Source organism: Parahoeflea alexandrii (genome assembly GCF_024105735.1).
Lineage (GTDB): Bacteria > Pseudomonadota > Alphaproteobacteria > Rhizobiales > Rhizobiaceae > Hoeflea > Hoeflea alexandrii.
On the sequence record NZ_JAAAML010000001.1, the window covers coordinates 1,070,801 to 1,092,785 of the forward strand.

20 protein-coding genes are annotated in these 21,985 nt (G+C 62.0%); 14 read left to right on the forward strand and 6 right to left on the reverse strand.

From position 1 onward, the window contains the following. Nucleotides 1–2: 2 nt before the first annotated feature. The 7 genes from GTW23_RS04960 to GTW23_RS04990 are packed head-to-tail and all read left to right on the forward strand — an operon-like array spanning nt 3 to nt 7,388. On the forward strand, nt 3–1,346 hold the full coding sequence (locus tag GTW23_RS04960; RefSeq protein ID WP_252914850.1) for an aromatic ring-hydroxylating dioxygenase subunit alpha: 1,344 nt from the start codon (nt 3–5) through the stop codon (nt 1,344–1,346). Beyond that, entirely contained in the window at nt 1,343–1,822 is a 480-nt protein-coding gene (locus GTW23_RS04965; protein ID WP_252914851.1) for an aromatic-ring-hydroxylating dioxygenase subunit beta, read from the forward strand. Before GTW23_RS04960 ends, GTW23_RS04965 begins: the two co-directional genes overlap by 4 nt. Continuing rightward, a complete protein-coding gene (locus tag GTW23_RS04970; RefSeq protein WP_252914852.1) occupies nt 1,819–3,462 on the forward strand; it encodes an AMP-binding protein in 1,644 nt (547 codons plus the stop codon). Before GTW23_RS04965 ends, GTW23_RS04970 begins: the two co-directional genes overlap by 4 nt. After that, nucleotides 3,459–4,628, forward strand: a complete 1,170-nt coding sequence (locus GTW23_RS04975) for a thiolase family protein (RefSeq protein WP_252914853.1) — start codon at nt 3,459–3,461, stop codon at nt 4,626–4,628. Before GTW23_RS04970 ends, GTW23_RS04975 begins: the two co-directional genes overlap by 4 nt. Then, nucleotides 4,625–5,869 (forward strand): SDR family oxidoreductase, encoded by a 1,245-nt coding sequence (locus GTW23_RS04980; RefSeq protein WP_252914854.1) that lies wholly within the window; start codon nt 4,625–4,627, stop codon nt 5,867–5,869. Before GTW23_RS04975 ends, GTW23_RS04980 begins: the two co-directional genes overlap by 4 nt. Beyond that, the gene (locus tag GTW23_RS04985; RefSeq protein ID WP_152008063.1) at nt 5,869–6,666 is read left to right on the forward strand and encodes a cyclase family protein; all 798 of its coding nucleotides are present in this window, start codon (nt 5,869–5,871) and stop codon (nt 6,664–6,666) included. The genes GTW23_RS04980 and GTW23_RS04985 overlap by 1 nt, the downstream gene beginning before the upstream one ends. Continuing rightward, on the forward strand, nt 6,663–7,388 hold the full coding sequence (locus tag GTW23_RS04990; protein ID WP_252914855.1) for an SDR family NAD(P)-dependent oxidoreductase: 726 nt from the start codon (nt 6,663–6,665) through the stop codon (nt 7,386–7,388). Before GTW23_RS04985 ends, GTW23_RS04990 begins: the two co-directional genes overlap by 4 nt. Before the next feature lie 88 nt (nt 7,389–7,476). On the opposite strand, the gene GTW23_RS04995 is transcribed toward GTW23_RS04990, so the two are convergent. The 6 genes from GTW23_RS04995 to GTW23_RS05020 form a co-directional block, all read right to left on the reverse strand. Beyond that, nucleotides 7,477–8,262, reverse strand: a complete 786-nt coding sequence (locus GTW23_RS04995) for an ABC transporter ATP-binding protein (protein WP_152008065.1) — start codon at nt 8,260–8,262, stop codon at nt 7,477–7,479. Then, nucleotides 8,259–9,014: an ABC transporter ATP-binding protein gene (locus GTW23_RS05000; RefSeq protein WP_252914856.1), complete on the reverse strand. Its 756-nt coding sequence runs from the start codon at nt 9,012–9,014 to the stop codon at nt 8,259–8,261. Before GTW23_RS05000 ends, GTW23_RS04995 begins: the two co-directional genes overlap by 4 nt. A gap of 15 nt (nt 9,015–9,029) precedes the next feature. Further along, nucleotides 9,030–10,241 carry a branched-chain amino acid ABC transporter permease gene (locus GTW23_RS05005; protein ID WP_152008067.1) on the reverse strand — a complete coding sequence of 404 codons (1,212 nt, stop codon included), beginning with the start codon at nt 10,239–10,241 and terminating at the stop codon, nt 9,030–9,032. Nucleotides 10,242–10,244: 3 nt separating this feature from the next. Beyond that, on the reverse strand, nt 10,245–11,276 hold the full coding sequence (locus GTW23_RS05010; RefSeq protein ID WP_152008068.1) for a branched-chain amino acid ABC transporter permease: 1,032 nt from the start codon (nt 11,274–11,276) through the stop codon (nt 10,245–10,247). 105 nt (nt 11,277–11,381) lie between these two features. Continuing rightward, entirely contained in the window at nt 11,382–12,743 is a 1,362-nt protein-coding gene (locus tag GTW23_RS05015; RefSeq protein WP_152008069.1) for a substrate-binding protein, read from the reverse strand. Nucleotides 12,744–13,264: 521 nt separating this feature from the next. After that, entirely contained in the window at nt 13,265–13,981 is a 717-nt protein-coding gene (locus GTW23_RS05020) for an aspartate/glutamate racemase family protein (protein ID WP_290128863.1), read from the reverse strand. A gap of 122 nt (nt 13,982–14,103) precedes the next feature. Between GTW23_RS05020 and GTW23_RS05025 the strand changes: the two genes are divergently transcribed. From GTW23_RS05025 to GTW23_RS05055, 7 genes are read left to right on the forward strand one after another with little or no spacing between them, the layout of a single operon-like run. Beyond that, nucleotides 14,104–15,801: a thiamine pyrophosphate-binding protein gene (locus tag GTW23_RS05025; protein ID WP_252914857.1), complete on the forward strand. Its 1,698-nt coding sequence runs from the start codon at nt 14,104–14,106 to the stop codon at nt 15,799–15,801. Then, nucleotides 15,798–17,066, forward strand: a complete 1,269-nt coding sequence (locus tag GTW23_RS05030; RefSeq protein ID WP_252914858.1) for an NAD(P)/FAD-dependent oxidoreductase — start codon at nt 15,798–15,800, stop codon at nt 17,064–17,066. Before GTW23_RS05025 ends, GTW23_RS05030 begins: the two co-directional genes overlap by 4 nt. Before the next feature lie 42 nt (nt 17,067–17,108). Continuing rightward, nucleotides 17,109–18,083: a TRAP transporter substrate-binding protein gene (locus GTW23_RS05035; RefSeq protein ID WP_152008072.1), complete on the forward strand. Its 975-nt coding sequence runs from the start codon at nt 17,109–17,111 to the stop codon at nt 18,081–18,083. A 59-nt stretch (nt 18,084–18,142) separates the two neighbouring features. Further along, a complete protein-coding gene (locus tag GTW23_RS05040; protein ID WP_152008073.1) occupies nt 18,143–18,682 on the forward strand; it encodes a TRAP transporter small permease in 540 nt (179 codons plus the stop codon). 8 nt (nt 18,683–18,690) lie between these two features. Next, a complete protein-coding gene (locus tag GTW23_RS05045) occupies nt 18,691–20,004 on the forward strand; it encodes a TRAP transporter large permease (RefSeq protein WP_152008074.1) in 1,314 nt (437 codons plus the stop codon). 38 nt (nt 20,005–20,042) lie between these two features. Then, nucleotides 20,043–20,786: a sulfite exporter TauE/SafE family protein gene (locus GTW23_RS05050; RefSeq protein WP_252914859.1), complete on the forward strand. Its 744-nt coding sequence runs from the start codon at nt 20,043–20,045 to the stop codon at nt 20,784–20,786. Beyond that, on the forward strand, nt 20,786–21,727 hold the full coding sequence (locus GTW23_RS05055) for a hypothetical protein (RefSeq protein ID WP_252914860.1): 942 nt from the start codon (nt 20,786–20,788) through the stop codon (nt 21,725–21,727). The genes GTW23_RS05050 and GTW23_RS05055 overlap by 1 nt, the downstream gene beginning before the upstream one ends. Nucleotides 21,728–21,985 lie beyond the last annotated feature (258 nt).

Genomic DNA, 21,985 nt, shown 5'->3' on the forward strand with positions numbered 1-21,985 from the left:
TCATGGGACGATATGCAGGAAATCCGGCGGCGATCAGGGCGCTGTATCGCGGCAACGAAGTCCATCGCGACGTCTACATCGATCAGGAGGTCTACCGGCTCGAGATGAAGCACCTGTTCGCCAATGCGTGGGTGTTTGTCGGCCATGAAAGCCAGACGCCGAAAAAGGGCGATTATTTTTCCACGCAAGTCGGCGACCAGCCGGTGATCCAGGTGCGTCACAGTGACGGCGAAGTGCATGTGCTGCACAACCGCTGCCCGCACAAGGGTACCAAGATCGTCATCGACCGGGCCGGAAACACCGGCAAGTTCTTCCGTTGTCCCTATCATGCCTGGTCGTTCAAGACCGATGGCTGCCTGCTGGCGATCCCGTTGAAAAAGGGCTACGAAAACACCGGCTTTGAAAACAGCGACAGCAAGAAAGGCATGCGGGCCGTCGGTGACGTCAGGAACTACCGCGGCTTCATCTTCTGCCGCCTGGCCGAGACCGGCATCTCGTTCGAGGATTTCTTCGGCGATTCGCTTTCCTCGATCGACAACATGGTCGACCGCTCGCCAGCGGGCAGGCTCGAGGTCGCCGGGCCGCCGCTCAGATACATGCATCACTGCAACTGGAAAATGCTGGTCGAGAACCAGACCGACACCTGCCATCCGATGGTGGCGCACGAGAGTTCGGCCGGTACCGCGGTCAAGCTCTGGGAAGAGCTCGACATGCCGGAAGGATCGCCGCTGCCGCCGGCGATGGAAATCATCGCGCCGTTCATGTCACCCTACGAGTTCTTCGAGAACATGGGCATCCGGACCTGGCCGAACGGCCATGGCCACACCGGGGTGCATCATTCGATCCATTCGAACTATTCGGCCATCCCTGGATACATGGAGAAGATGGTCGAGGCCTATGGCGAGGAGAAGGCCAAGGCGATCCTTGATGAGAACCGTCACAACACGGTCTATTTCCCCAACATCATGATCAAGGGGCCGATCCAGCAGCTCAGGGTGTTCATCCCGCTGGCCGCCGACAAGACGCTGGTGGAAAGCTACATCTACCGCCTGGTCGACGGGCCCGAGCAACTGACCGCGCGCACCGCGATGTACAACCGCATGATCAATGCGCCGACCTCGATCGTCGGCCATGACGATCTGGAAATGTACGAGCGGGCGCAGGAAGGGCTGCAGTCCGACGGGCTTGAGTGGGTCAACATCCAGCGGCTTTACGAGGAGGATGAGGACTTCAGCGAGGAAAAGGTCGAGAACGGAACCACCGAGCGGCAGATGCGCAACCAGTTCGATGCCTGGGTCAGGTTCATGACCTGTGACATGGATGATGTGCGGGAGGCGGCGGAATGAGTGTGTCCAAGGACCAGCTGATCGACTTCATCTACGATGAAGCGCGGATGCTTGATGAAGGGCGCTATGACGAATGGCTCGCGCTGTGGCTCAAGGACGGCCACTACTGGATGCCGCTCGATTACAACCAGACCGATCCGATCAATGTTACTTCGCTGATGTATGAAGATCTGTTCATGCTGAAGTTGCGGGTCGAGCGCCTGAACGGCGCCCGGACATTCTCGCAAAAGCCCAAGAGCCGGTGTCATCACGTCATCCAGCGTCCGTTCGTTGACGAGATGGATGAGGCCGCCGGAACCTTCGTGACCAAGACCTTCATGCATTATGTCGAGACCCGGCTCGACGAGCAGTTCCTGCTGGCGCTGACGGCGCGGCATGATCTCGCGCTGGTTGACGGAAAGCTCCGGATCGCCAACAAGCGGGTCGATATCCTCAATTGCGACGCGGCCTTCCGCAATATTCAGCTGCTGCCATGATCGAGCCGGGGACCCAGACCATCTGGCAGGCTTTTGCCGCCACCGCCGGGCTTTATCAGGACCGTCCTGTGTTCAACATCATGGCGGAGACTGCCGGAATCTACGGCATCGAACCCGGCGAGGTAAGCTACCGGCAGGTGCAGGAGCAGGTCACGGAACTGGCGGCTTCCCTGCAGCAGAAAGGCTACAGCCCCGGTTTCCGGGTCATGCTGCTGCTCGAAAACCGTCCGCAGTTCTTTGTCTGGCTGCTGGCGCTGAACCGGATCGGCGCCTCGGTGGTTCCGGTCAATCCGGATCTCAGGCACTCGGAGCTTACCTATATGGCCGGCCATTCCGAGCCCTCCCTGATTGTCGGACTTGCGAACCGCTGCGAAGAACTTGCTGCCGCAGCCAGCGATGCTGGGCTTTCGGTTCCGGTGATCGCGCCGGGCGATGCGGTGCCCCAACCCGGAACAGCGGGCCCCGTTGCGCTCAGGGAAGACGAGACCGGTGAAGCACTTGTTGGCGAGGAAATGGAAGCGGCGCTGCTTTACACCTCCGGCACCACGGGCAATCCGAAGGGATGCATTCTCACCAATACCTATTTTCTCGAAGCCGGGCGCTGGTACGCCAATGCGGGTGGGCTGTGCGCGCTTACCCCCAATGGCGAGCGGATGATCACGCCGCTGCCGATCTTTCACATGAACGCCATGGCCTATTCCTTCATGGCGATGGTCGCGGTCGGTGGCTGCCTGACAGTGCTTGACCGGTTTCACCCGTCGAGCTGGTGGCGGTGCGTGCGCGAAAGCGGGGCGACATGCCTGCATTATCTCGGCGTCATGCCGTCGATGCTGATGGGCGCGGCAGAGGATCCGGCAGACAGGGACCATTCGGTCCGGTTCGGGTTCGGGGCGGGTGTCGATCCAAAGCTCCATGCGGGTTTCGAGGCGCGCTTCGGCTTTCCACTGGTCGAGGCCTGGGCCATGACGGAGACCGGCGCGGGTGCCGTGATTTGCGCCAACCAGTTGCCGCGCCGGGTTGGCGAAAGCTGTCTGGGCAAACCGGGAGCCGAACTTCAGGTGCGGATCGTTGATGCAGACGGATATGTCAGCCAGGCTGGTCCGGGCGAGTTGCTGGTCCGGCGAGAGGGCAGGGATCCCCGTCGCGGCTTCTTCGCCGGCTATTTCAAAAACCCGGAAGCCACCGATGAAGCCTGGACGGATGGCTGGTTTCACACCGGCGACATTGTTCGCCGCGAAGCCGATGGCTCGATGTTCTTTGTGGACCGCAAGAAGAACGTGATCCGGCGTTCGGGCGAAAACATCGCCGCGGTGGAAGTCGAATCGGCGCTGATGCGGCATCCGGCGGTCAAGGCTGCCGCGGTCGCGGCGGTGGCCGATCCGGTGCGCGGAGACGAGGTGTTTGCCTGCCTCAAGGTCGAGGGTGAGCCGGGCGAGGCGCTGGCTCTCGATATTGTCGGCTGGTGCCTGGGGCAGCTCGCCTATTACAAGGCGCCGGGCTATGTCGCCTTTGTCGACGCCCTGCCGCTGACATCGACGCAGAAGATCCAGCGCCGTGAGCTCAAGGAGCTTGCCGAAAGGCTTGTGCAGGACCCTGCAACGGTAGACACTCGCGGCATGAAGAAGCGGACGGCAGCGTGAAGCGGCAGAGTTACGACGGGGTGGTTCTGACCGCGCCTGTCTCGGTGCCCTATGTCCGCTATTCCCAGGAAACCGCACACTGGTGGATCGCGCGCGCGCTCAAGCAGACGCTCGAGGTGGCGAGCCTTTCGCCGCGCCAGCTGGACGGGTTTTCGGTCTCGAGTTTCACGCTGTTTCCCGATACGCCGGTGGGGCTGACCCAGCATCTGGGGCTGAGTCCGCGATGGCTCGACAGCATTCCGATGGGCGGGGCGAGCGGGGTGGTGGCGCTGAGGCGGGCGGCACGCGCGGTACAGGCCGGTGACGCTGATGTGGTGGCCTGCATTGCCGGCGATGCCAACCGGATCGACAGCTTTCGCCAGCTCCTGTCGTCGTTTTCGCGCTTTGCGATGGATGCGTCCTATCCCTATGGATCCGGCGGACCGAACGCCAGTTTTGCGCTGATCGCCGATGCCTACATGACTGAGTATGGTGTGACGCGTGAGGATTTCGGCCGCATCGCGGTGGCGCAGCGGGCCAATGCGCTGCACTACCCGAATGCCATTATGAAGGCGCCGCTGACGCTGGAGCAGTATCTTTCCGCCCGGCCGATTTCCGAGCCGTTCGGGCTGTTTGACTGCGTCATGCCCTGCGCCGGTGCCGAAGGTTTTCTGGTGATGCGCGAGGACGAAGCGCAAAGCCGCGGCCTTGCCTATGCCCGTATTTCTGCAACGATCGAGCGCCACAACGCCTTTCCCGAAGATCCGATCCAGCTGCGCGGCGGCTGGGCAATGGATATCGATGAACTCTATGAAATGGCGGGCTGCGGGCCGGAATCCATCGACCTGTTGCAGACCTATGACGATTACCCGGTGATCTCGATGATGCAGTTCGAGGATCTGGGTTTTTGCGCCAAGGGAGAGGGCGCGCGGTTCGTGCGCGCGCGCGATCTGACGATCACCGGCGATTTTCCGCACAACACCTCGGGCGGGCAATTGTCTGCCGGGCAGGCGGGGGCCGCCGGCGGGTATCTCGGGCTGGTCGAGGCGATAAGGCAGGTGACCGGCCAGGCTGGCGGCACGCAGGTTGCCAAGGCCCGGACCGCGATGGTGTCTGGCTTCGGGATGATCAACTACGACCGTGGCCTGTGCTCCTCGGCAGCGATCCTGACAGGGGATGGCGTATGACCGACAAGCTTCTGCCGCCGAAAAAGAAAAACCCGCAGTTGCGCCAGATGGTGCCCACGCTGCCGCCGCAGATGCGCTCGCGGGCGGCGCTGGGGCTGACTGCTGCTGCGGCGCGCGGGGCGTTCTCGCTGCAGCATTGCCAGGAATGCGGCGCTGTCCAGTATCCACCGCGCGATGCATGCTGCGCCTGTCTCTCGGTCGATCTTGCCTGGCGCAAGACACCGAGGGAAGGCACGGTGATCGCCGAAACCCGCATTAACGTGTCGCCTGATCCCTATTATCGCGAGCGGTTGCCCTGGCGTTCCGGTCTGGTGCGGCTTTCGGCCGGACCGACTGTTTTGTGCCACCTGCACGGCGATGTGGGGCGGGGCGACATCGTTCTTATGGATCTCAAGCTCGACAAGGCCGGGCAGGGTGTGATGATCGCTCTGCCTCAGGAAAGGAGTCCCGACATGGCGGACGATCCGCAATTGCGCGAGCTCACCGCGCATCCCAAACACCGGCGGGTGCTGATCACCGACATCAGGTCTCCTGCAACACGGCCGCTGATCGAGGCGCTGCTCAAGGCCGGGGCCTCGCAGATCTTCGTCGGCGAATCCGAAAGCTGGCGGCGTGGATCCGATCATGCGGCGATTGCCGGACTCGACAAGGTCTCGGTGATGCCGCTTGATGTCTCCGATCCGTCCTCGGTGAAGAGACTGGCTGCCGAGATCGGCGGCAAGACCGATATCCTGATCAACACCGCGCGGCATGTGCGGCCCGGTGGGGTGCTCGGCTCCGACACGGTGTTTGCGCGCGAGGAGTTCGAGATCAATGCGCTGGGGCTGATGCGGCTGGCGCAGGCCTTCGGTCCAGGCATGGCGTCGCGCACCGCTGACGGTGTCAATTCGGCCGTTGCCTTCGTCAACCTCCTGTCGGTGCATGCCTTGTCGGCAGACCCGCAGTATGGCGCGTTTTCGGCCAGCCAGGCGGCGGCGCTGTCGATCAGCCAGACGCTGAGGGCCGAGTTCCGCGCTTCGGGTCTCAGGATGATCAATGTCTTTGCCGGGCCGACCGACGATGAATGGCATCAGCCGCTGCCGCCGCCGAAAGTGGCGCCGAAGGCGCTCGCCATGTCCATCGTCGAAGCGCTCTGCGAAGGGCTCGAGGATGTGTATTGCGGCGATGTCGCAAAGGATCTGGAGGAGCGCTGGCGGCGTGATCCCAAGGTTCTGGAACGTGAACTTGCGGGAGGCGCCTGATGAGCAATCCACTTGATCAGCTTGCGTCGGCTCTTGCAGGCGGTACGGTCGAGATTGTCGATCTCACCCACACGCTGGATCCGGATTTTCCGGTGATCGTGCTGCCGCCGGAGTTCGGTCAGTGTGCGCGGTTCCGGATGGAGGAAGTCTCGGCCTATGACGGCCGCGGGCCGGCTTGGAAATGGCACAACATTTCCATGAACGAGCACACCGGCACGCATTTCGATGCGCCGATCCACTGGGTCTCGGGCCGCGATGTCGCCAATGGTGCGGTCGACGAGATCGATCCCTCGGTTTTTGTCGGACCGGTGGTGGTGATCGATTGTTCCGAGGGCGCTGCGAGTAACGATGATTTTGAGCTTACGCCCGAGATCATCGATGCGTGGGAAGCCGAACACGGCCCAATTCCGGCCGACAACTGGGTGCTGATGCGCACCGACTGGTCGAAACGGCGCGGTGCCGAGTATCTCAATATGGCGGACGACGGGCCGCATTCACCCGGGCCCACTCCGGCGGCGATCGAGACACTGCTGAAGCGCAACATCCGCGGGTTTGGTACCGAGACTGTCGGGACCGATGCTGGGCAGGGCGCGCATTACGTGCCGCCCTATCCGGCGCATTATCTGCTGCACGGGGCGGGGAAGTACGGGCTTCAGTGTCTTTCCAACCTCGACCGCCTGCCGCCCAAGGGGGCGATGCTGATCGCGCCGCCGCTGAAGATCAAGGGCGGCACCGGCAGTCCGCTCCGGGTGCTGGCGCTGGTGCCGGCTGGATCAGGTTCTGGAGAGACCAAATGAGCGAGTACACGGCCGTCATCACCGGCGCCTCCAAGGGGATCGGCGCGGACCTGGCAGGCAAACTGCTTGAACGCGGCTATACGGTGATCAACCTGTCGCGCAATGCGCCCGAGTGGACGCATGAGCGGCTCGTCAGCCTCGAATGCGACCTGCTTGATGCGGAGGCGGTCAAGGCGGCTGCCCACCGCATTGCCAGCGAGCACAAAGTCACCCACTTCGTCCACAATGCCGGGCTGATCTGGCCCAATCTCGTGGAAGAGGCAAAGCCAGAAGACATTACCGGTCTGTCGCAACTGCACTTGGGCTCGGCGCTGACGTTGTTGCAGGGCTTCCTGCCATCGATGAAGGCGAAGAAATTCGGCCGCGTGATGTTCAATGGGTCGCGTGCGGCACTCGGCGTGCCGACGCGGACCGCCTATTCGGCAACCAAGGCCGGGATGATTGGCATGGCCCGGACATGGGCGCTGGAACTGGCGCCGCATGGCATCACCGTCAATGTGGTGGCGCCGGGGCCGATCCAGACCGACAATTTCTGGGGCATCATCCCGAAAGGCAGCGAGCGCGAGGCGGACCTTGCCAACAGGATCCCGGTCGGGCGTCTGGGCTCGGTGGATGATGTGAGCAACGCATTCCTGTTTTTCTGCGATCCGGCGAGCAGCTTTGTCACCGGTCAGACACTTTATGTCTGCGGTGGTACCAGCATCGGCATGATCAACCTGTAACGCAATTCAGTCCGCGGTGGTCCGAAACGCAAATCGCGCCCGATAGGGCGCGATTGCAGGTGTTGCGAGGTATGACCTGTCTGCGCGGCTAGATCGCCAGATAGTCGTGTCGCAGCTGCTCGTTCTCGAGAACTTCCTTGGCGGTGCCATCGTAAACGACCCCTCCGGATTCGAGGATGACCGCACGATCGGCAAGCTGAAGCGCGCGCACGGCATTCTGCTCGACCAGGATCGTGGTGATGCCCTGCTGCTTGATGATGTTGAGCGTCTTTTCGATCTCGTCAACGATGACCGGTGCCAGGCCTTCATACGGTTCGTCGAGAAGCAGGACCTTGATGTCGCGGGCCAGCGCACGACCGATCGACAACATCTGCTGCTCACCACCCGACAGCGTGACGCCTTCCTGCTTGCGGCGTTCGCCGAGCCGCGGGAACAGTTCGTAGATGCGTTCCACCGACCAGCCGATAGGCGGGGCGATCTGGGCCAGCTGGATGTTTTCCTCGACTGTCAGCCCTGCAATGATGCGCCGGTCCTCCGGAACAAGTGCCAGGCCGTTGGTCGCGGCCTCATATGAGGTCATCCGGTGGAGAGGCTTGTGGTCAAGCCATATCTCCCCATGGGTGACCTGGGGATTGTCGAGGCGTGCGATGGCGCGCAGGGTTGAGGTCTTTCCGGCCCCGTTGCGCCCGAGCAAGGCAAGGATTTCGCCTTCGTGCACATTGAAGTTGACGCCCTGGACGATGTAGCTCTCACCATAATAGGCATGCAGGTCATAGACCGAGAGATAGGCCGGTGCGGTGGCCGCCTGGTTGGCATTCTTCGAAAAATCAGGGCGCGGTTTGGTCGCGGCCGTGTCTGTTCCCAGCGTCGTCATGCGCTTTCTCCCAAATAGGCTTCCTTGACCTTCGGATGTCCCTTGATGTTCTCGGGTATGTCTTCAACCAGCGGTGTGCCCTGGGCGAGAACGGTGATCCTCTGGGCGAGGGAGAAGACCACGTGCATGTCGTGTTCGATGATGACCATCGTGATGTCGCGCGATGCGTGGATCTGCTTGAGCAGGTCGATGGTGTTGTTGGTGTCTGCGCGGGCCATGCCGGCTGTCGGCTCGTCGAGCAGCAGCAGCTTCGGCTCCTGCACGAGGCACATGGCCATCTCGAGGCGGCGCTTGTCGCCGCGCGACAGCGAGCCGGCGATCATGTCGCGCTTGGCCGCCATGTTGACTTCTTCCAGCATGGCTTCGGCTTTTTCGATGATCGACTTCTCGCTCTCGATGCTTTCCACCGCATGCAAGCGGAAAGACCCGTCGCGCTTGGCAAAGCAGGGAATGAGCATGTTTTCCAAGACGCTCAGATCGGTGAAGATCTCGGGTGTCTGGAACACGCGGCTGATGCCCAGCTGGTTGATCTGAAATGGTGTCCGACCGAGCACGGACTGCCCCTGAAAGGTCACGCTTCCGGTATCGGGGATCAGTTTCCCGACCAGCACGTTCAAGAGCGTCGATTTGCCGGCTCCATTGGGCCCGATGATGGCGTGAACCGATTTTTCGGCAATATCAAGGTTCACGTCGCCCAAGGCCTGCAATCCGCCAAAGCGCTTGTTGACGCCTTTAACTTCTAGAATTCCCATGGTTCAGACTCCAGCTCAGGCTACGTGCGGTTTGGGAGTGGGGTGGTGCTCGGGGTCCTTGCCGCCGGAACCGGAGCCCTTCTTGCGCTTGAAGAGCTTGGCGATGCGCTCGCCACCCTCCATCAGGCCGCCCGGCAGGAAGATCACGACGAGCATGAAGACGATGCCCAGCGTCAGGTGCCAGCCCTTGCCGATGAAGGGATGGATCACGGTGACGACGAAATCTTCCAGTCCGTCGGGCATGAAGGAAAACCACTGATGCAGGATCGTATCGTTGATCTTGGAGACAATGTTTTCCATGTACTTGATCATGCCTGCGCCAAGGACCGGTCCGATCAGCGTGCCGGCGCCGCCAAGGATCGTCATCAGCACGACCTCGCCGCTTGCCGTCCAGAACATGCGTTCCGGCCCGACCTGGGTATCCATTGCCACCATCAGACCGCCGGCCAGACCGGCATACATGCCCGAGATAACGAAGGCTGCGAGCGTGTAGGGGCGTGAATTGAGACCCGTATAGTTGAGCCGCTGCTGGTTGCTCTTGATGGCGCGCAGCATCATGCCGAATGGCGAGCGGAAGATGCGGATGGCAATGTAGAAACTGATGATCATCATGAAGGCGGCTACATAGTAACCGGCGTTGAAGGTGAAATCCCATCCTCCGACCTGGAGACTGACATTTTCGCTCATCTGGAGGCCGAACAGGTTGGCGCGACCGAATTCGCCGGCATTGCTGTCCAGGATCCGCGGATCGCTGATCTTGGCCTGGAGGCCCGTCTCGCCGCCGGTGATCGGTGTGAGCACCGAATAGGCCAGTGCGTAGGACATCTGGGCGAAGGCCAGTGTCAGGATGGAGAAGTAGATGCCCGAACGGCGCAGGCTGATCCAGCCAACCAGCAGCGAAAACAGACCTGCAAAGATCACCGACATGATGATTGCCGGGATCACATTCATGGTCAGAAGCTTCATCATCCAGATTGCCGCGTAGGAGCCAACTCCGAGGAACGCTGCGTGACCAAAGGAGAGGTAACCAGTCAGCCCGAACAGGATATTGAAGCCGATGGCAAAAATCCCGAAGATCACGAAACGCTGCATCAGGTCCGGATAGCCGGCGTTGAACTGGGCAAGCTCCGAGTCAACGGGGAAGGGGTTGAGCAGGAAGGGAGCCAGCATAGTCAGCGCGATGACAAGCAGCAGCAGGCGAGTGTCTTTTGTGTTCAATCCAAGCATGGCTTATTCCTCCATCACGCCTTTGCGACCCATCAGGCCACGCGGGCGTGTGAGCAGAATGACGATGGCAACGAGATAGATGATGATCTGGTTGATCCCCGGGACCAGGTCGATGACCCAACCCATCGAGGCAAGGCTCTCCAGAACGCCCAGCAGGAAGCCCGCGGCCACGGCGCCACCAAGGCTGCCCATACCGCCAACAACGACCACGACAAAGGAAAGAACCAGAAAATCCATACCCATATGGTAGTTTGGAGGATTGATCGGGGTGTACATGACGCCGGCCAATCCCGCGACAGCTGCTGCGATGCCGAACATGATGGTGAAGCGCTTGTCGATGTTGATGCCGAGCAATCCAACTGTTTCACGGTCGGCCATGCCGGCACGAACGACCATGCCGAAGGTGGTGAATTGCAGGAAGGAGAAGACGGCGGCAACAAGAACCATGGCAAAGCCGAAATAGACCAGCCGCCAGTAGGGATAGATGATGGAGTTTGCATCGAACCCGATGAGGACACCGAAGTCGAAGGAGCCGGCAAAGGCTTCGGGGGCCGGCGTCGGGATGGGGTTTGCCCCGTAATAGTATTTGATGATCTCCTGCAGCACGATGGCGAGACCAAAGGTGACCAGGATCTGATCCGCGTGGGGGCGCTTGTAGAAGTGCTTGATCAGACCGCGCTCCATGATCACACCGATCAGGATCATCACCGGAATGGCAAACAGGATCGACAAGGGCACCGACCAATCTATGATCGTGGCGCCGACTTCCGGGCCGAACCATTCATGGAGGTAGGGCACTTCGACCTTCATCGGGTTGCCGAGAAAGTCCTTTCGCGACTCATCGATCACGACGTGGGAGAGCGACAGGATCCGGGAGAGCGTGACGGCACAGAATGCACCCAGCATGAACAGCGCGCCGTGGGCAAAGTTGACCACGCCCAAGGTGCCAAAGATCAAGGTCAGTCCCAGGGCAATCAGCGCATAGGCGCTGCCCTTATCCAGACCGTTCAGAATTTGAAGGATGATGGCGTCCATCGGTTCCACCTTTCAAGGAGTCGCTGGGTGGGGCATATATCGTAGTCTAGCCGGCTGCGCCGCGAGCGGCGCAACCGGTTGTTTTCCTTAACTGACCTTTTGAGATCAGGCGCCGGAGTTGCAGGCGCCCAGGTCGCCACCGGCGAACTGCGGGTGGTCAGGCGCGTAGGTGACCTGCTCGACCGGGGTGACCTCAACGATTTCCACGAGATCGAATTCGTTCTCGGGGTTCTCCTTGCCGCGCACCACGACCACGTCCTTGAAGCACTGGTGGTCATCTGCACGATAGAGGGTCGGGCCGTTGCCCATACCGTCGAACTCGAAGCCTTCGAGGGCCTCGACCACCGCGCAGGGGTCGAACGACTTGGCGCGTGTAACCGCATCCGCATACAGCATGGTCTGGACATAGCAGGTATGTGCAGCCTGGCTGGGCGGGAAGCCGTACTTTTCGCCGAACGACTTGACGAAGGCGTTGGTGCCCGAATAGCGAGCGCCAAGCTCGTTTTCGAGTTTCCAGTCCCAGTTCTGCGACCCGAGGATGCCGGCGATGTTCTTGCCGGCGCCGCGGGCCATCAGCTCGGAATAGAGCGGCACCACGATTTCGAACTTCTTGCCGTTGGCCTCTGCCTGGCGCAGGCCGAACTGGACCGCGTTGGTCAGCGAGTTGACCATGTTGCCGCCGTAGTGGTTGAGAACGAGCACGTCTGCGCCGGAGTTGAGAACCGGAGCGATGTAGGAGCTGAAGTCGGTCTGAGTGAGCGGCGTCAGCACCGAATTCACTGTTTCCCAGCCAAGGGCTTCGGTCGATTCACGAACAGCCTGCTCGGTCGTGTAGCCCCAGTTGTAGTCGGCGGTCAGGTGGTAGGCCTTGCGGTCGGCGCCGTATTCCTTGGCCAGGATCGGCGCAAGGGCTGCACCCGACATATAGGAGTTGAAGAAATGACGGAAGCCGTTGGCCTTCTTGTCCTTGCCGGTGGTGTCGTTGGCATGGGTCAGACCGGCCATGAAGATGATGCCGGCTTCCTGGCACAGCGCCTGAACAGCCACGGCGACGCCGGAGGACGAACCGCCCGAAATCATGATGGCGCCGTCTTTTTCGATCATCGACTTGGCAGATGCACGTGCGGCGTCCGACTTGGTCTGGGTGTCGCCGGAGACGAAGCCGACCTTCTTGCCCAGGATGCCGGTGCCATCGAGAACCTTCGAGCTGAAGGTGTTGAGCATGCCGCCATCGCCGCCACCGTTGAGGTGTTCGACCGCAAGCTCGAACGCACGAAGCTCGTCTGCGCCTTCGTCTGCGTAGGGGCCCGACTGCGGAACGTTGAAGCCCAAGGTGACGGTGTCGCCCTTCGGCTCATTGAGATAGGCGCGAGCCGAGCTCGTGAAGATGGTCGGCAGCGCAAGGCCGGCGCCGACGGCAACGCCCGACTTGATAAGCGAACGGCGATTCAATTGGAATTTCGACATAAAATCCTCCCTGGAGTGGAATGTGCAAGGCCTCCCAGCCTTGCCACCATAGCTACGCTAATAGCAGTCTTTAAACAAACATGGCCGGGGCTCCGATGCCATTAGACTATTGTATATTCATGCAAACCAATGCCTGTGCTTGCCGATTGTGTGGTACAGGCAGGCGCTTGCAAGAGCCGCAGGATGAGGCAAATCATGCCCCATGACGCGTTGAAAATCGCTTTGACGGCATGGAATCCGACCCGTGTTGCAAATAGGCGGGTACTTTTTTACGGGTTTCGGCATTTTTTGCGGAGCTGGTCTGCATGCCGGCTGTCTGCAGCCGATGCTGCTGAGTATTTGCTTCGTCATTAGACTTTAGGATGCGGCGCGGGTTTTACATGAGCTTTTCTGGGAATCATGTCGTGCTGTCCGGTCAACACAGCAATCGATTCGGCGGCGCCGAGATTTACACTTCACCTTGTCGAGGCGCCGCTGTTTTCCAATGGCCGCCCATTGGCCGCGACCAGGCGCCGTTTTCGTCAGTAGCGGCGCGGCGTCAGTCCTGACTGGAACCAGCTGACGAAGGTTTCCATGGAGAAGACGGGCACGCCGGTCGCCATCCTCATATCGGCCGCATAGGGGACCATGTTGGTGCATTCGAGCACGATGGCGCCGACATCGGGATGCGCGGCACACAGGGCCATGGCTGCCTCCATGTTGTCCTGGCGGGCCAGGTCGACATCAAGCTCGAGTTCGTTGCCAAGGATTGCGCGGGTGAATTCCCTGCCGCCTTCGGTTGAGCCGACCGGTGTGTTGGCAGGCACTCCCGCTGCCTCGAGGTGACGGGGCGTGAGTGTGGAAGCGGAAATGGTCAGGATGCCGGCTCGTCTGCCCGGCGGCAGCAGCCGATTGACCAGATCAACCTGCATGAGAGAGGATGTTGCCACCGGGACCTGCAGGGCGGAGGAGAGTTCCTCCTGGAACAGGGACAGGAACCCGCAATTGGTGGTGATGCCGTCGGCGCCGTCGCGTACGAGGTCACGGGCGGTCTCGATGAAGGCGTCCAGGGTGCCGGCGGCGCCCTGCCGCACCACGAGATCGGGCGTTGCATTGCGAACCACGCGGTAAAGCACCGGGAACGGCCAGGTGGTGGCGTTGCCGATGTCGCCCGGGATGCGCGGGAAGCGGGCATCCAGCATGAGGATGCCGACCGATGCGCCGTAAATCGACTTGCCGCCTTTGACCTTCGCGCTCAAGCTGCATTCCTTTCGCTGAATCAAACCGATAGATCCGGCCGGTCCAAGGGAATCTGTTGACACAGCTTCGCCGGCTTCACAAGATGCCCGCTTCGGGGCGGTCAAGAGCAGGGCAGGCGTTGGTGCAACAGTCGACAAACCAGCTGGTTGGCGCCGAAGCCCTGGTCCGGATGCTTAAGGCCTACAAGGTGACCGATGTGTTCGGTCTTTGCGGCGATACCAGCCTGCCGCTGTATGACGTGCTTGCGCGTCAGGACCACGGAATCAGGCATTTTCTCACCCGCGACGAACGGCATGCCGCCTATATGGCGGACGGCTATGCCCGCGTCACCGGAAAGCCCGGCGTCTGCGAAGGTCCGTCGGGAGGCGGGGCGACCTACATGTTGCCCGGTGTCGTCGAGGCCAACGAGAGTTCCATTCCGGTGCTGGCGATCACCAGCGACGTCGCCACCACCTCGCGCGGCCGCTATCCGCTGACCGAACTCGACCAGACGGCGCTGTTTCGTCCGGTGACCAAGTGGAATGCGTCGCTCGATGACGCGGCGCGGTTGCCGGCGATGGTCCGTCAGGCGTTCCGCGCGATGACAACCGGCCGGCCGGGCGCGGTGCATCTGGCATTGCCATTCAATACGCAGAAGTCGGAGACAGATCCCGCGGAGATATGGGCCGAGGAGCGGCATTGCAGCTACCCGTCCGAGCCCGCAGGTCCGGATCCGGACGCCATCGCGGAAGCGGTGCAGATCCTGAAGGCCGCAAGATCGGCGGTGGCGATCTGTGGCGGCGGACCGATCATCGCCGGGGCTTTTGCCGAACTCAGGCGGCTTGCGGATCTCATCGAGTTGCCGGTTGCGACCACCGTTTCGGGGCAGGGAGCGATTGCCGAAACCGATCCGCTGGCGGTGGGCGTCGTCGGCTCGAACGGCGGCAATCCGGCCACGCGCGCTGTCGTCGACAGCGCCGATGTGGTCCTGTTCATCGGTTGCCGCGCGGGGTCGGTCACCACCGAGCGCTGGCGGTCGCCTGGCAAGGACAAGACCATCATCCACATCGACAGCGATGCCATGGTGATCAGCGCCAACTATCCGACAGCGGTTGCCATCTGCGCCGATGCGCGGCTGGCGCTTGCGGCTCTTGCCGATGCGCTGGAGGCCGAGACAGGTCTGATCGCACAGGAGGGTGTTCGTCGGGCGAAAGCTGCGTGGGACGCCAAGCTTGGAGATTTTGCGCCGCTGGCTGCGAGCAATGAAACCCCGATCCGGCCGGAACGGGTTGTGGCGACGCTTGCCGGGCTGCTCGATGACGACGCCATCGTCGTGGCCGATCCGGGAACGCCGTGTCCTTACTTCTCGGCACATTACCGCTGGCCCCGCGCCGGGCGCAATTTCATCACCAACCGCGCGCATGGCGCGCTCGGCTATGCGCTCGCCGCCGCAATGGGCGCGCATGTCGGCCGGCCGGCCGTAAAGACGGTCGCGGTGATGGGAGACGGCTCGTTCGGATTCTGCTGCGGTGAACTGGAAACGCTGTTGCGCTACCGGATGCCGATCACCTGCATCGTGTTTTCCAACGCGACCTTCGGCTGGATCAAGGCCGGGCAGAAGGCCGGCTTTGGCGCGCGCTTCTACAATGTCGATTTCAACCGCACCGACCATGCCGCCGTGGCAAATGCGTTCGGCGTCAAGTCCTGGCGGGTTGAAAACCCTGGCGAACTGGAGGTGGTCCTGCGCCAGGTGCTGGTCCATGACGGACCGACGCTGGTCGATGTCATATCGCAACCGCTGCATGAGGCTGCGGCGCCTGTTTCGGAGTGGGTGGCATGAGTGCTGGCAAGAATGACGGCAGCAAGACCATCGCCATCATCGGCGCCGGGATCGTCGGGGTTTCCACTGCTATCTGGCTGCAGCGCGACGGGCACAAGGTTATCCTGATTGACGGCAAGGGGATCGGCGAAGGCGCGAGCTACGGCAATGGCGGCGTGCTGGCCTCGTGCTCGATTGTGCCTGTGACCACGCCGGGCCTGCTGCGCAAGGCGCCGGGAATGCTGTTTGATCCGGGCCAGCCGCTGTTTCTCAAGTGGTCCTACCTGCCGAAACTGGCGCCCTGGCTGATCAAATATCTCGGCCATGCCAATGCCGCCGATACAAAACGCATAGCCGCCGCGATGGCGCCCTTGGTCGGCGACAGCTTGAGCGAGCACCAGGCGCTCTCGGCCGGCACCGGCGCAGAAGCCTGGGTCAAGCCGGACGATTACCTGTTCCTCTACCGTGACCGCGCGCATTTTGAAGGCGACGCCTTTGGTTGGTCAATCCGCAAGGCACACGGTTTCAAGTGGGAGGAACTGGAGGGGCCTGCCTTCAAGTCCTTCGATCCGGCGTTCGGACCGGAGCAGGGTTTTGCGGTCCGGCTCGGGGATCATGGGCGGATCTCGGACCCTGGGGCCTATGTCAAGGCGCTGGGCGCCCACGTGATGGCGTCGGGCGGCCGCTTGATCGAAGGCAATGCCGAGGCCATCATCGAGGAAGGCGGCAAGGTCAGCGGCGTGCGGGCCGGTGGTGAAACGATTGCCTGCGATGCGGTGGTGCTTGCGGCGGGCGTCTGGTCCGGGCCTCTGGCACGGCAGCTCGGCCTCAAGGTGCCGCTGGAAAGCGAGCGCGGTTACCATCTGGAACTTTGGGAGCCCAATATCATGCCGCGGTCGCCGGTGATGATTGCGTCGGGCAAGTTCGTCGCCACGCCGATGGACGGCCGGCTGCGGCTTGCCGGCATCGTTGAATTCGGCGGGCTGGATGCGCCGCCGTCAAAGGCGCCGCTGGCGCTTCTGGAGAAAAACATCAGGGCGGCCATTCCCGGGATAAGCTGGAAGCACAAGACCGAATGGCTGGGGCATCGCCCGGCACCGGCGGATTCCATCCCGGTTATCGGAGAATCGCCGGTCATGCGTGGCGCGTTCATGGGATTTGGCCATCACCATGTGGGGTTGACGGGCGGGCCGAAAACGGGCCGGATGCTGGCCCAGATGATCTCCGGGCGGAGACCGAACTTCGATATGTCACCCTACGCGCCTTCGCGTTTTCAGTCGGGATAGATGCAACATCTGACCAAAGAGCTTTTCAACAGGGAGAATGCCATGAAGACGATCGTGAAACTACTTGGCGCAGTTGCCGTGCTGGCCACCGGCGCCACCGCAGCCCATGCCGAAAAATGGGACATGCCAATGGCCTATCCGGCCAGCAACTTCCATTCCGAGAACGGTGCTGCCTTTGCCAAATGCGTGACCGATGCCACCTCGGGCGGGATCGAAATCGTCACCCATCCCGGCGGTTCGCTGTTCAGCGGCAATGACATCAAGCGCGCGGTGCAGACCGGCCAGGCGCCGATCGGCGAGCGGCTTCTGTCTGCGCATGCCAACGAGAACCCGCTTTTCGGTTACGATTCGGTACCGTTTCTGGCGACGTCTTTTGATGATTCCGCCAAATTGCTGAAGGCGGCCAAGGAAACAGTCGCCGAAGCGCTCGACGAGCAGAACCTGGTCTATGTCTATTCGGTGCCGTGGCCGCCGCAGGGTTTCTACATGAAGAAGGAGGTCAACTCGGCAGCTGACCTGAACGGCGTCAAGTTCCGCGCCTACAACGCTGCAACCGCGCGGATTGCCGAACTTGCCGGCATGGTGCCGGTGCAGATCGAGGCCGCGGAACTGAGCCAGGCGCTGGCCACCGGGGTGGCGGAATCGTTCATCTCCTCGGGCTCGACCGGGGTGGATTCGAAGGTCTGGGAAAGCCTGACGCATTTCTATGACGTCCAGGCCTGGCTGCCGCGCAACACCGTCTTCGTCAACAAGGACGCCTTCAATGCGCTCGATGAGGCCGGCAAGAAGGCGATCATGGACTGCGGCGCAACCGCTGAAGCTGCGGGCGATGCCAAGTCTCGCGAACTGACCAGCGGCTATCTTGAGACGCTTGCCGAAAACGGAATGAGCGTCAGCGGTCCGAGCGACCAGTTCAAGACCGACCTGCAGGGCTTTGGCGCGACCATGACCGAGGAATGGATCAAGGCTGCCGGCGACAAGGGCAAGGCCATCGTCGACGCCTACAAGGCGATGTAAGAAGGTCAGATAACCAGCGGGCGCCCCAATGCGGGCGCCCGCATTCTTGGGGGCAGGGCATGGCAACTGCAGTCGACAAACATCCCGTCAGGCGCGTACTTGATGCCGTCTATGATTTCGCCGGCTATGTCGCGGCGCTGTGCCTACTGGCCATCCTTTTGGTAATCGTGGCGCAGATGACCACCCGCTGGATGGGCATATCCGTGCCGGGACTTGCCGAGTATGCGGGATACCTGATGGCGGCGGCCTCGTTCCTCGCCTTCGCCCACGGCCTCAACCGCGGGGTCCACATCCGGGTGAACCTGTTTCTCACCGCGCTCGGGCAGCACCGTTTCTGGGGTGAGGTCTGGTGCATGATCATCGGCACGGCGGCATCGAGCTATCTGGCCTGGTACGCCGTCAAGCTGGTCTACTGGTCGCGGAAACTCAATGATGTCAGCCAGGGGCAGGACGCCACGCCGCTGTGGATCGTGCAGACGCCGGTGGCGATCGGCGCGGTACTGCTGGCGGTCTGTTTCGCCGACAATCTGATCACGCTGCTTGCGACCAGACGCGACAATATCGGGTCTGATCTGGTCGAGCAGAGCCATGCGGAGTAGGGCGGACCATGGCTGAAATGGCACCGATCATCGTTTTTCTGTTTGTCCTGTTCCTGTTGTTGGGCACCGGCGTCTGGGTCGGGCTGGCGCTGCTTGGCGTGGCCTGGCTCGGAATGGAGCTGTTCACGCTGCGGCCTGCCGGCGACGCCATGATGACCATCATCTGGCGCTCGGCCTCGTCCTGGTCGCTGACCGCTCTGCCGCTGTTCATCTGGATGGGGGAGATCCTGTTCCGGACGCGGTTGTCGGAGGACATGTTTCGTGGCCTGTCGCCGTGGATGGCCAGGCTGCCGGGTGGCCTGTTGCACACCAATGTCGTCGGCTGCACCGTGTTCGCGGCGGTCTCCGGGTCGTCGGCGGCAACGCTGACCACCGTGGGCAAGATGTCGATCCCGGAATTGCGCAAGCGCGACTACCCCGAGCAGATGGTGATCGGGACGCTGGCGGGAGCCGCGACGCTCGGGCTGATGATTCCGCCGTCGCTGACGCTGATCGTCTATGGCGTGACGATCAATGAATCGATCACCAAGCTGTTCATGGCGGGCATTGTTCCGGGATTGATCCTGGCGCTGATGTTCATGACCTATGTCGGGCTCTATTCGAAGTTTTCGAAGCGCTATGCGCCGGCGGAGGAGCCGCGGATGACGTTTGGCGAAAAGCTCGCCAATTCGCGGTTCCTGATTCCGGTGCTGCTGCTGATCGCGGCGGTGATCGGCTCGATGTATCTGGGCTATGCGACAGCGACCGAAGCCGCCGCCATCGGGGTGATCGGCGCCATGCTGCTCGCCATTGCGCAAGGTTCGCTCAACCGTGCCACCTTCATCGAGAGCCTGATGGGTGCAATGCGTACATCGGCGATGATCGCGCTCATCCTGTCCGGCGCGGCATTCCTGTCGCTGTCGATGGGCTTTACCGGATTGCCACGGGCGCTGGCCGAATGGATCGGCTCGCTCGAACTCTCGCGGTTCGAACTCCTGATGGCGCTTCTGGTGTTCTACATCATCATTGGCTGCTTCCTTGACGGGATCTCGTCGGTGGTGCTGACCATCGCCGTGGTCGAGCCGATGATCCGTCAGGCCGGGATCGACATCATCTGGTTCGGCATCTTCATCGTTGTCGTTGTCGAGATGGCGCAGATCACCCCGCCGATCGGCTTCAACCTGTTCGTTTTGCAGGGGATGACCGGTCACGAGATGAGCTTCATCTCGCGCGCGGCGTTTCCTATGTTCCTGATCATGGTACTGATGGTGTTCGTGCTGATTTTCTTTCCGGACCTGGCAACCTGGCTGCCCGACAATATTCGCCAGACCGCCGCGAGGTAGACCGTTCCATGACTCCCTTCAGCTGCAAGGCTTCCTGAGTGTTGCCCGCAGACTTTCCCCTTGCCGATCAGCCGTGGCTGATCCTGACAGCCTTTGTCATCGTCATGGTCGCAAGCATCGTCCAGGCAGGCCTGGGGATGGGGTTCGGCCTGACGGCATCGCCGCTTCTGGCGCTGATCGACCCGCACCTGGTGCCGGTGCCGACCCTGATCATGGGCATGTTAACTGCGGGCCTGGGCGGCTGGCGGGAGCGTGGCTCGATCATCTGGCCGGAGGTCGGCATCGGCATGGCGGGGCGGCTCCTCGGGGTTGCCTGCGGCGCGCTGGTGCTGTCCCTGCTGGTCGATCGCAAGGCCTTCATGCTGGTGTTCGGCATCATGGTGGGCATCGCCGTTCTTCTGTCTCTCAGTGGTTGGCGGTGGAAATTCTCCACTTCCAGCCTCGTCGCCATGGGCTGGCTTTCTGGGCTGATGGGCACCATCACCTCGGTCGGCGCGCCGCCGCTGGCGCTGATCTATCAGGATCGCCAGCCGGGCGCGGCGCGGCCGACGCTGTCGGCGTTCTTCGCGCTCGGCTGCGCGGCCTCGCTCGCCGGGCTGGCGGTGAGCGGCTGGGCGCATCTGGCTGATCTCTACATCGCGCTGGCGATGGTTCCGCCGATGCTGGCAGGGGTCTTTGCGGCGCGTCGCATCGGCGGGCGTCTCGACAGCCGGTTCCGTCCGGCACTGATGGCGATCTCCGGCACCGCCGCTGTGATCCTGATTGCACGCGGGCTGATGTGATGGGCGCGCTCAGGGCGTTGCTGCTCGCAACCGCGCGCCACGGCCGGCTGGTTCTCATCGCCGGCCTGGTGGCCGGGATCCTGTTGCCAGGGATTGCCGGCATGGTGCGGGGTGTCTTGCCGGAGCTGGTCGCCTGCATGCTGGGCGTGGCGGCATTGCGGATCGGACCGACGGCTGCGCGCGGAAGCCTTGCGGATATCCACATTTCGCTGTGGCTGGTCGCTGCCTATCAGTTGCTGCTGCCGCTGGTGCTGGCCGCTGTCTTCCTGGCGTTCGGCCTGGGCGGCACGCTGGCAACCGCGATGGTGTTGATGGCCGCTGCGCCCTCGATTTCGGGCAGTCCTAACCTGACAATCATGACCGGGCACGACCCGGCGCCGGCGCTCAGACTGATGATTGCAGGCGTGGCACTGTTGCCGCTGACCGTCGCGCCGGTGTTCTTGCTCTGGCCGATATTCGGGTCCTTCAGTGCCATTGCACTGGCGTCCGGAAAGCTGCTGCTGCTGATCGGCTGCTCTTCCGCCGTTGCCTTCATCATCCGGCATCGGTTCTTCCCCCAGCCAGGTGTTGAAACCCTGGGGGTGATCGACGGGGTCTCGGCCCTGTTGATGGCAGTGCTGGTCATAGGTCTGATGTCGGCGCTGGGACCCGCGATCATCCAGACGCCGGGTTTGGTCGGGCTCACATTGCTTGCGGCCTTTGCAATCAACTTCTCGCTTCAGATTGCAGCCTTCATGCTGACCGGCGGGCGAGGCCATGAGCGTTCGCGGGTGGCCTGGTCGATCATCGCGGGAAACCGCAACATCGCGCTTTTCCTGGTCGCACTTCCAGCCGCCATGACCGACCCGCTTCTGCTGTTCATCGGCTGCTACCAGATCCCGATGTACCTGACGCCGATCCTGATGCGGCCTCTCTACGCAGGCCGCATGGAAGCGCGGTGAGAACACCCGCCATTCCGGCAGAGTTCAATGGATTTGCATCCGCAGCAGCGCGCAAGCCGATCCCGGCTCGGAACCCCGCCAAGATGGAATCGTGAAGCGGCTGCAGCCAACTGAACCATCTGAAACAGGAAACGTCCAGACAGTGCCTCCGGAACCCGGGCGCGTTTCGGTCGAGTATTCACCAACCTCTAGACCGGATCATTCGTTGGAGTCGTGACGTAATTCAGACCTTGAATATGCAACTTTAAGCATGCTTGC

What these genes read in the sequence shown, in the direction of transcription:
- GTW23_RS05000 (WP_252914856.1), bottom strand. Translation starts at nt 9,014, where the DNA reads ATGGGAATTCTAGAAGTTAAAGGCGTCAACAAGCGCTTTGGCGGATTG.
- GTW23_RS05040 (WP_152008073.1), top strand. Translation starts at nt 18,143, where the DNA reads ATGGCAACTGCAGTCGACAAACATCCCGTCAGGCGCGTACTTGATGCC.
- GTW23_RS04980 (WP_252914854.1), top strand. Translation starts at nt 4,625, where the DNA reads ATGACCGACAAGCTTCTGCCGCCGAAAAAGAAAAACCCGCAGTTGCGC.
- GTW23_RS04990 (WP_252914855.1), top strand. Translation starts at nt 6,663, where the DNA reads ATGAGCGAGTACACGGCCGTCATCACCGGCGCCTCCAAGGGGATCGGC.
- GTW23_RS04995 (WP_152008065.1), bottom strand. Translation starts at nt 8,262, where the DNA reads ATGACGACGCTGGGAACAGACACGGCCGCGACCAAACCGCGCCCTGAT.
- GTW23_RS05030 (WP_252914858.1), top strand. Translation starts at nt 15,798, where the DNA reads ATGAGTGCTGGCAAGAATGACGGCAGCAAGACCATCGCCATCATCGGC.
- GTW23_RS05035 (WP_152008072.1), top strand. Translation starts at nt 17,109, where the DNA reads ATGAAGACGATCGTGAAACTACTTGGCGCAGTTGCCGTGCTGGCCACC.
- GTW23_RS04970 (WP_252914852.1), top strand. Translation starts at nt 1,819, where the DNA reads ATGATCGAGCCGGGGACCCAGACCATCTGGCAGGCTTTTGCCGCCACC.
- GTW23_RS05005 (WP_152008067.1), bottom strand. Translation starts at nt 10,241, where the DNA reads ATGCTTGGATTGAACACAAAAGACACTCGCCTGCTGCTGCTTGTCATC.
- GTW23_RS04985 (WP_152008063.1), top strand. Translation starts at nt 5,869, where the DNA reads ATGAGCAATCCACTTGATCAGCTTGCGTCGGCTCTTGCAGGCGGTACG.
- GTW23_RS05045 (WP_152008074.1), top strand. Translation starts at nt 18,691, where the DNA reads ATGGCTGAAATGGCACCGATCATCGTTTTTCTGTTTGTCCTGTTCCTG.
- GTW23_RS04960 (WP_252914850.1), top strand. Translation starts at nt 3, where the DNA reads ATGGGACGATATGCAGGAAATCCGGCGGCGATCAGGGCGCTGTATCGC.
- GTW23_RS05055 (WP_252914860.1), top strand. Translation starts at nt 20,786, where the DNA reads ATGGGCGCGCTCAGGGCGTTGCTGCTCGCAACCGCGCGCCACGGCCGG.
- GTW23_RS05010 (WP_152008068.1), bottom strand. Translation starts at nt 11,276, where the DNA reads ATGGACGCCATCATCCTTCAAATTCTGAACGGTCTGGATAAGGGCAGC.
- GTW23_RS04965 (WP_252914851.1), top strand. Translation starts at nt 1,343, where the DNA reads ATGAGTGTGTCCAAGGACCAGCTGATCGACTTCATCTACGATGAAGCG.
- GTW23_RS05015 (WP_152008069.1), bottom strand. Translation starts at nt 12,743, where the DNA reads ATGTCGAAATTCCAATTGAATCGCCGTTCGCTTATCAAGTCGGGCGTT.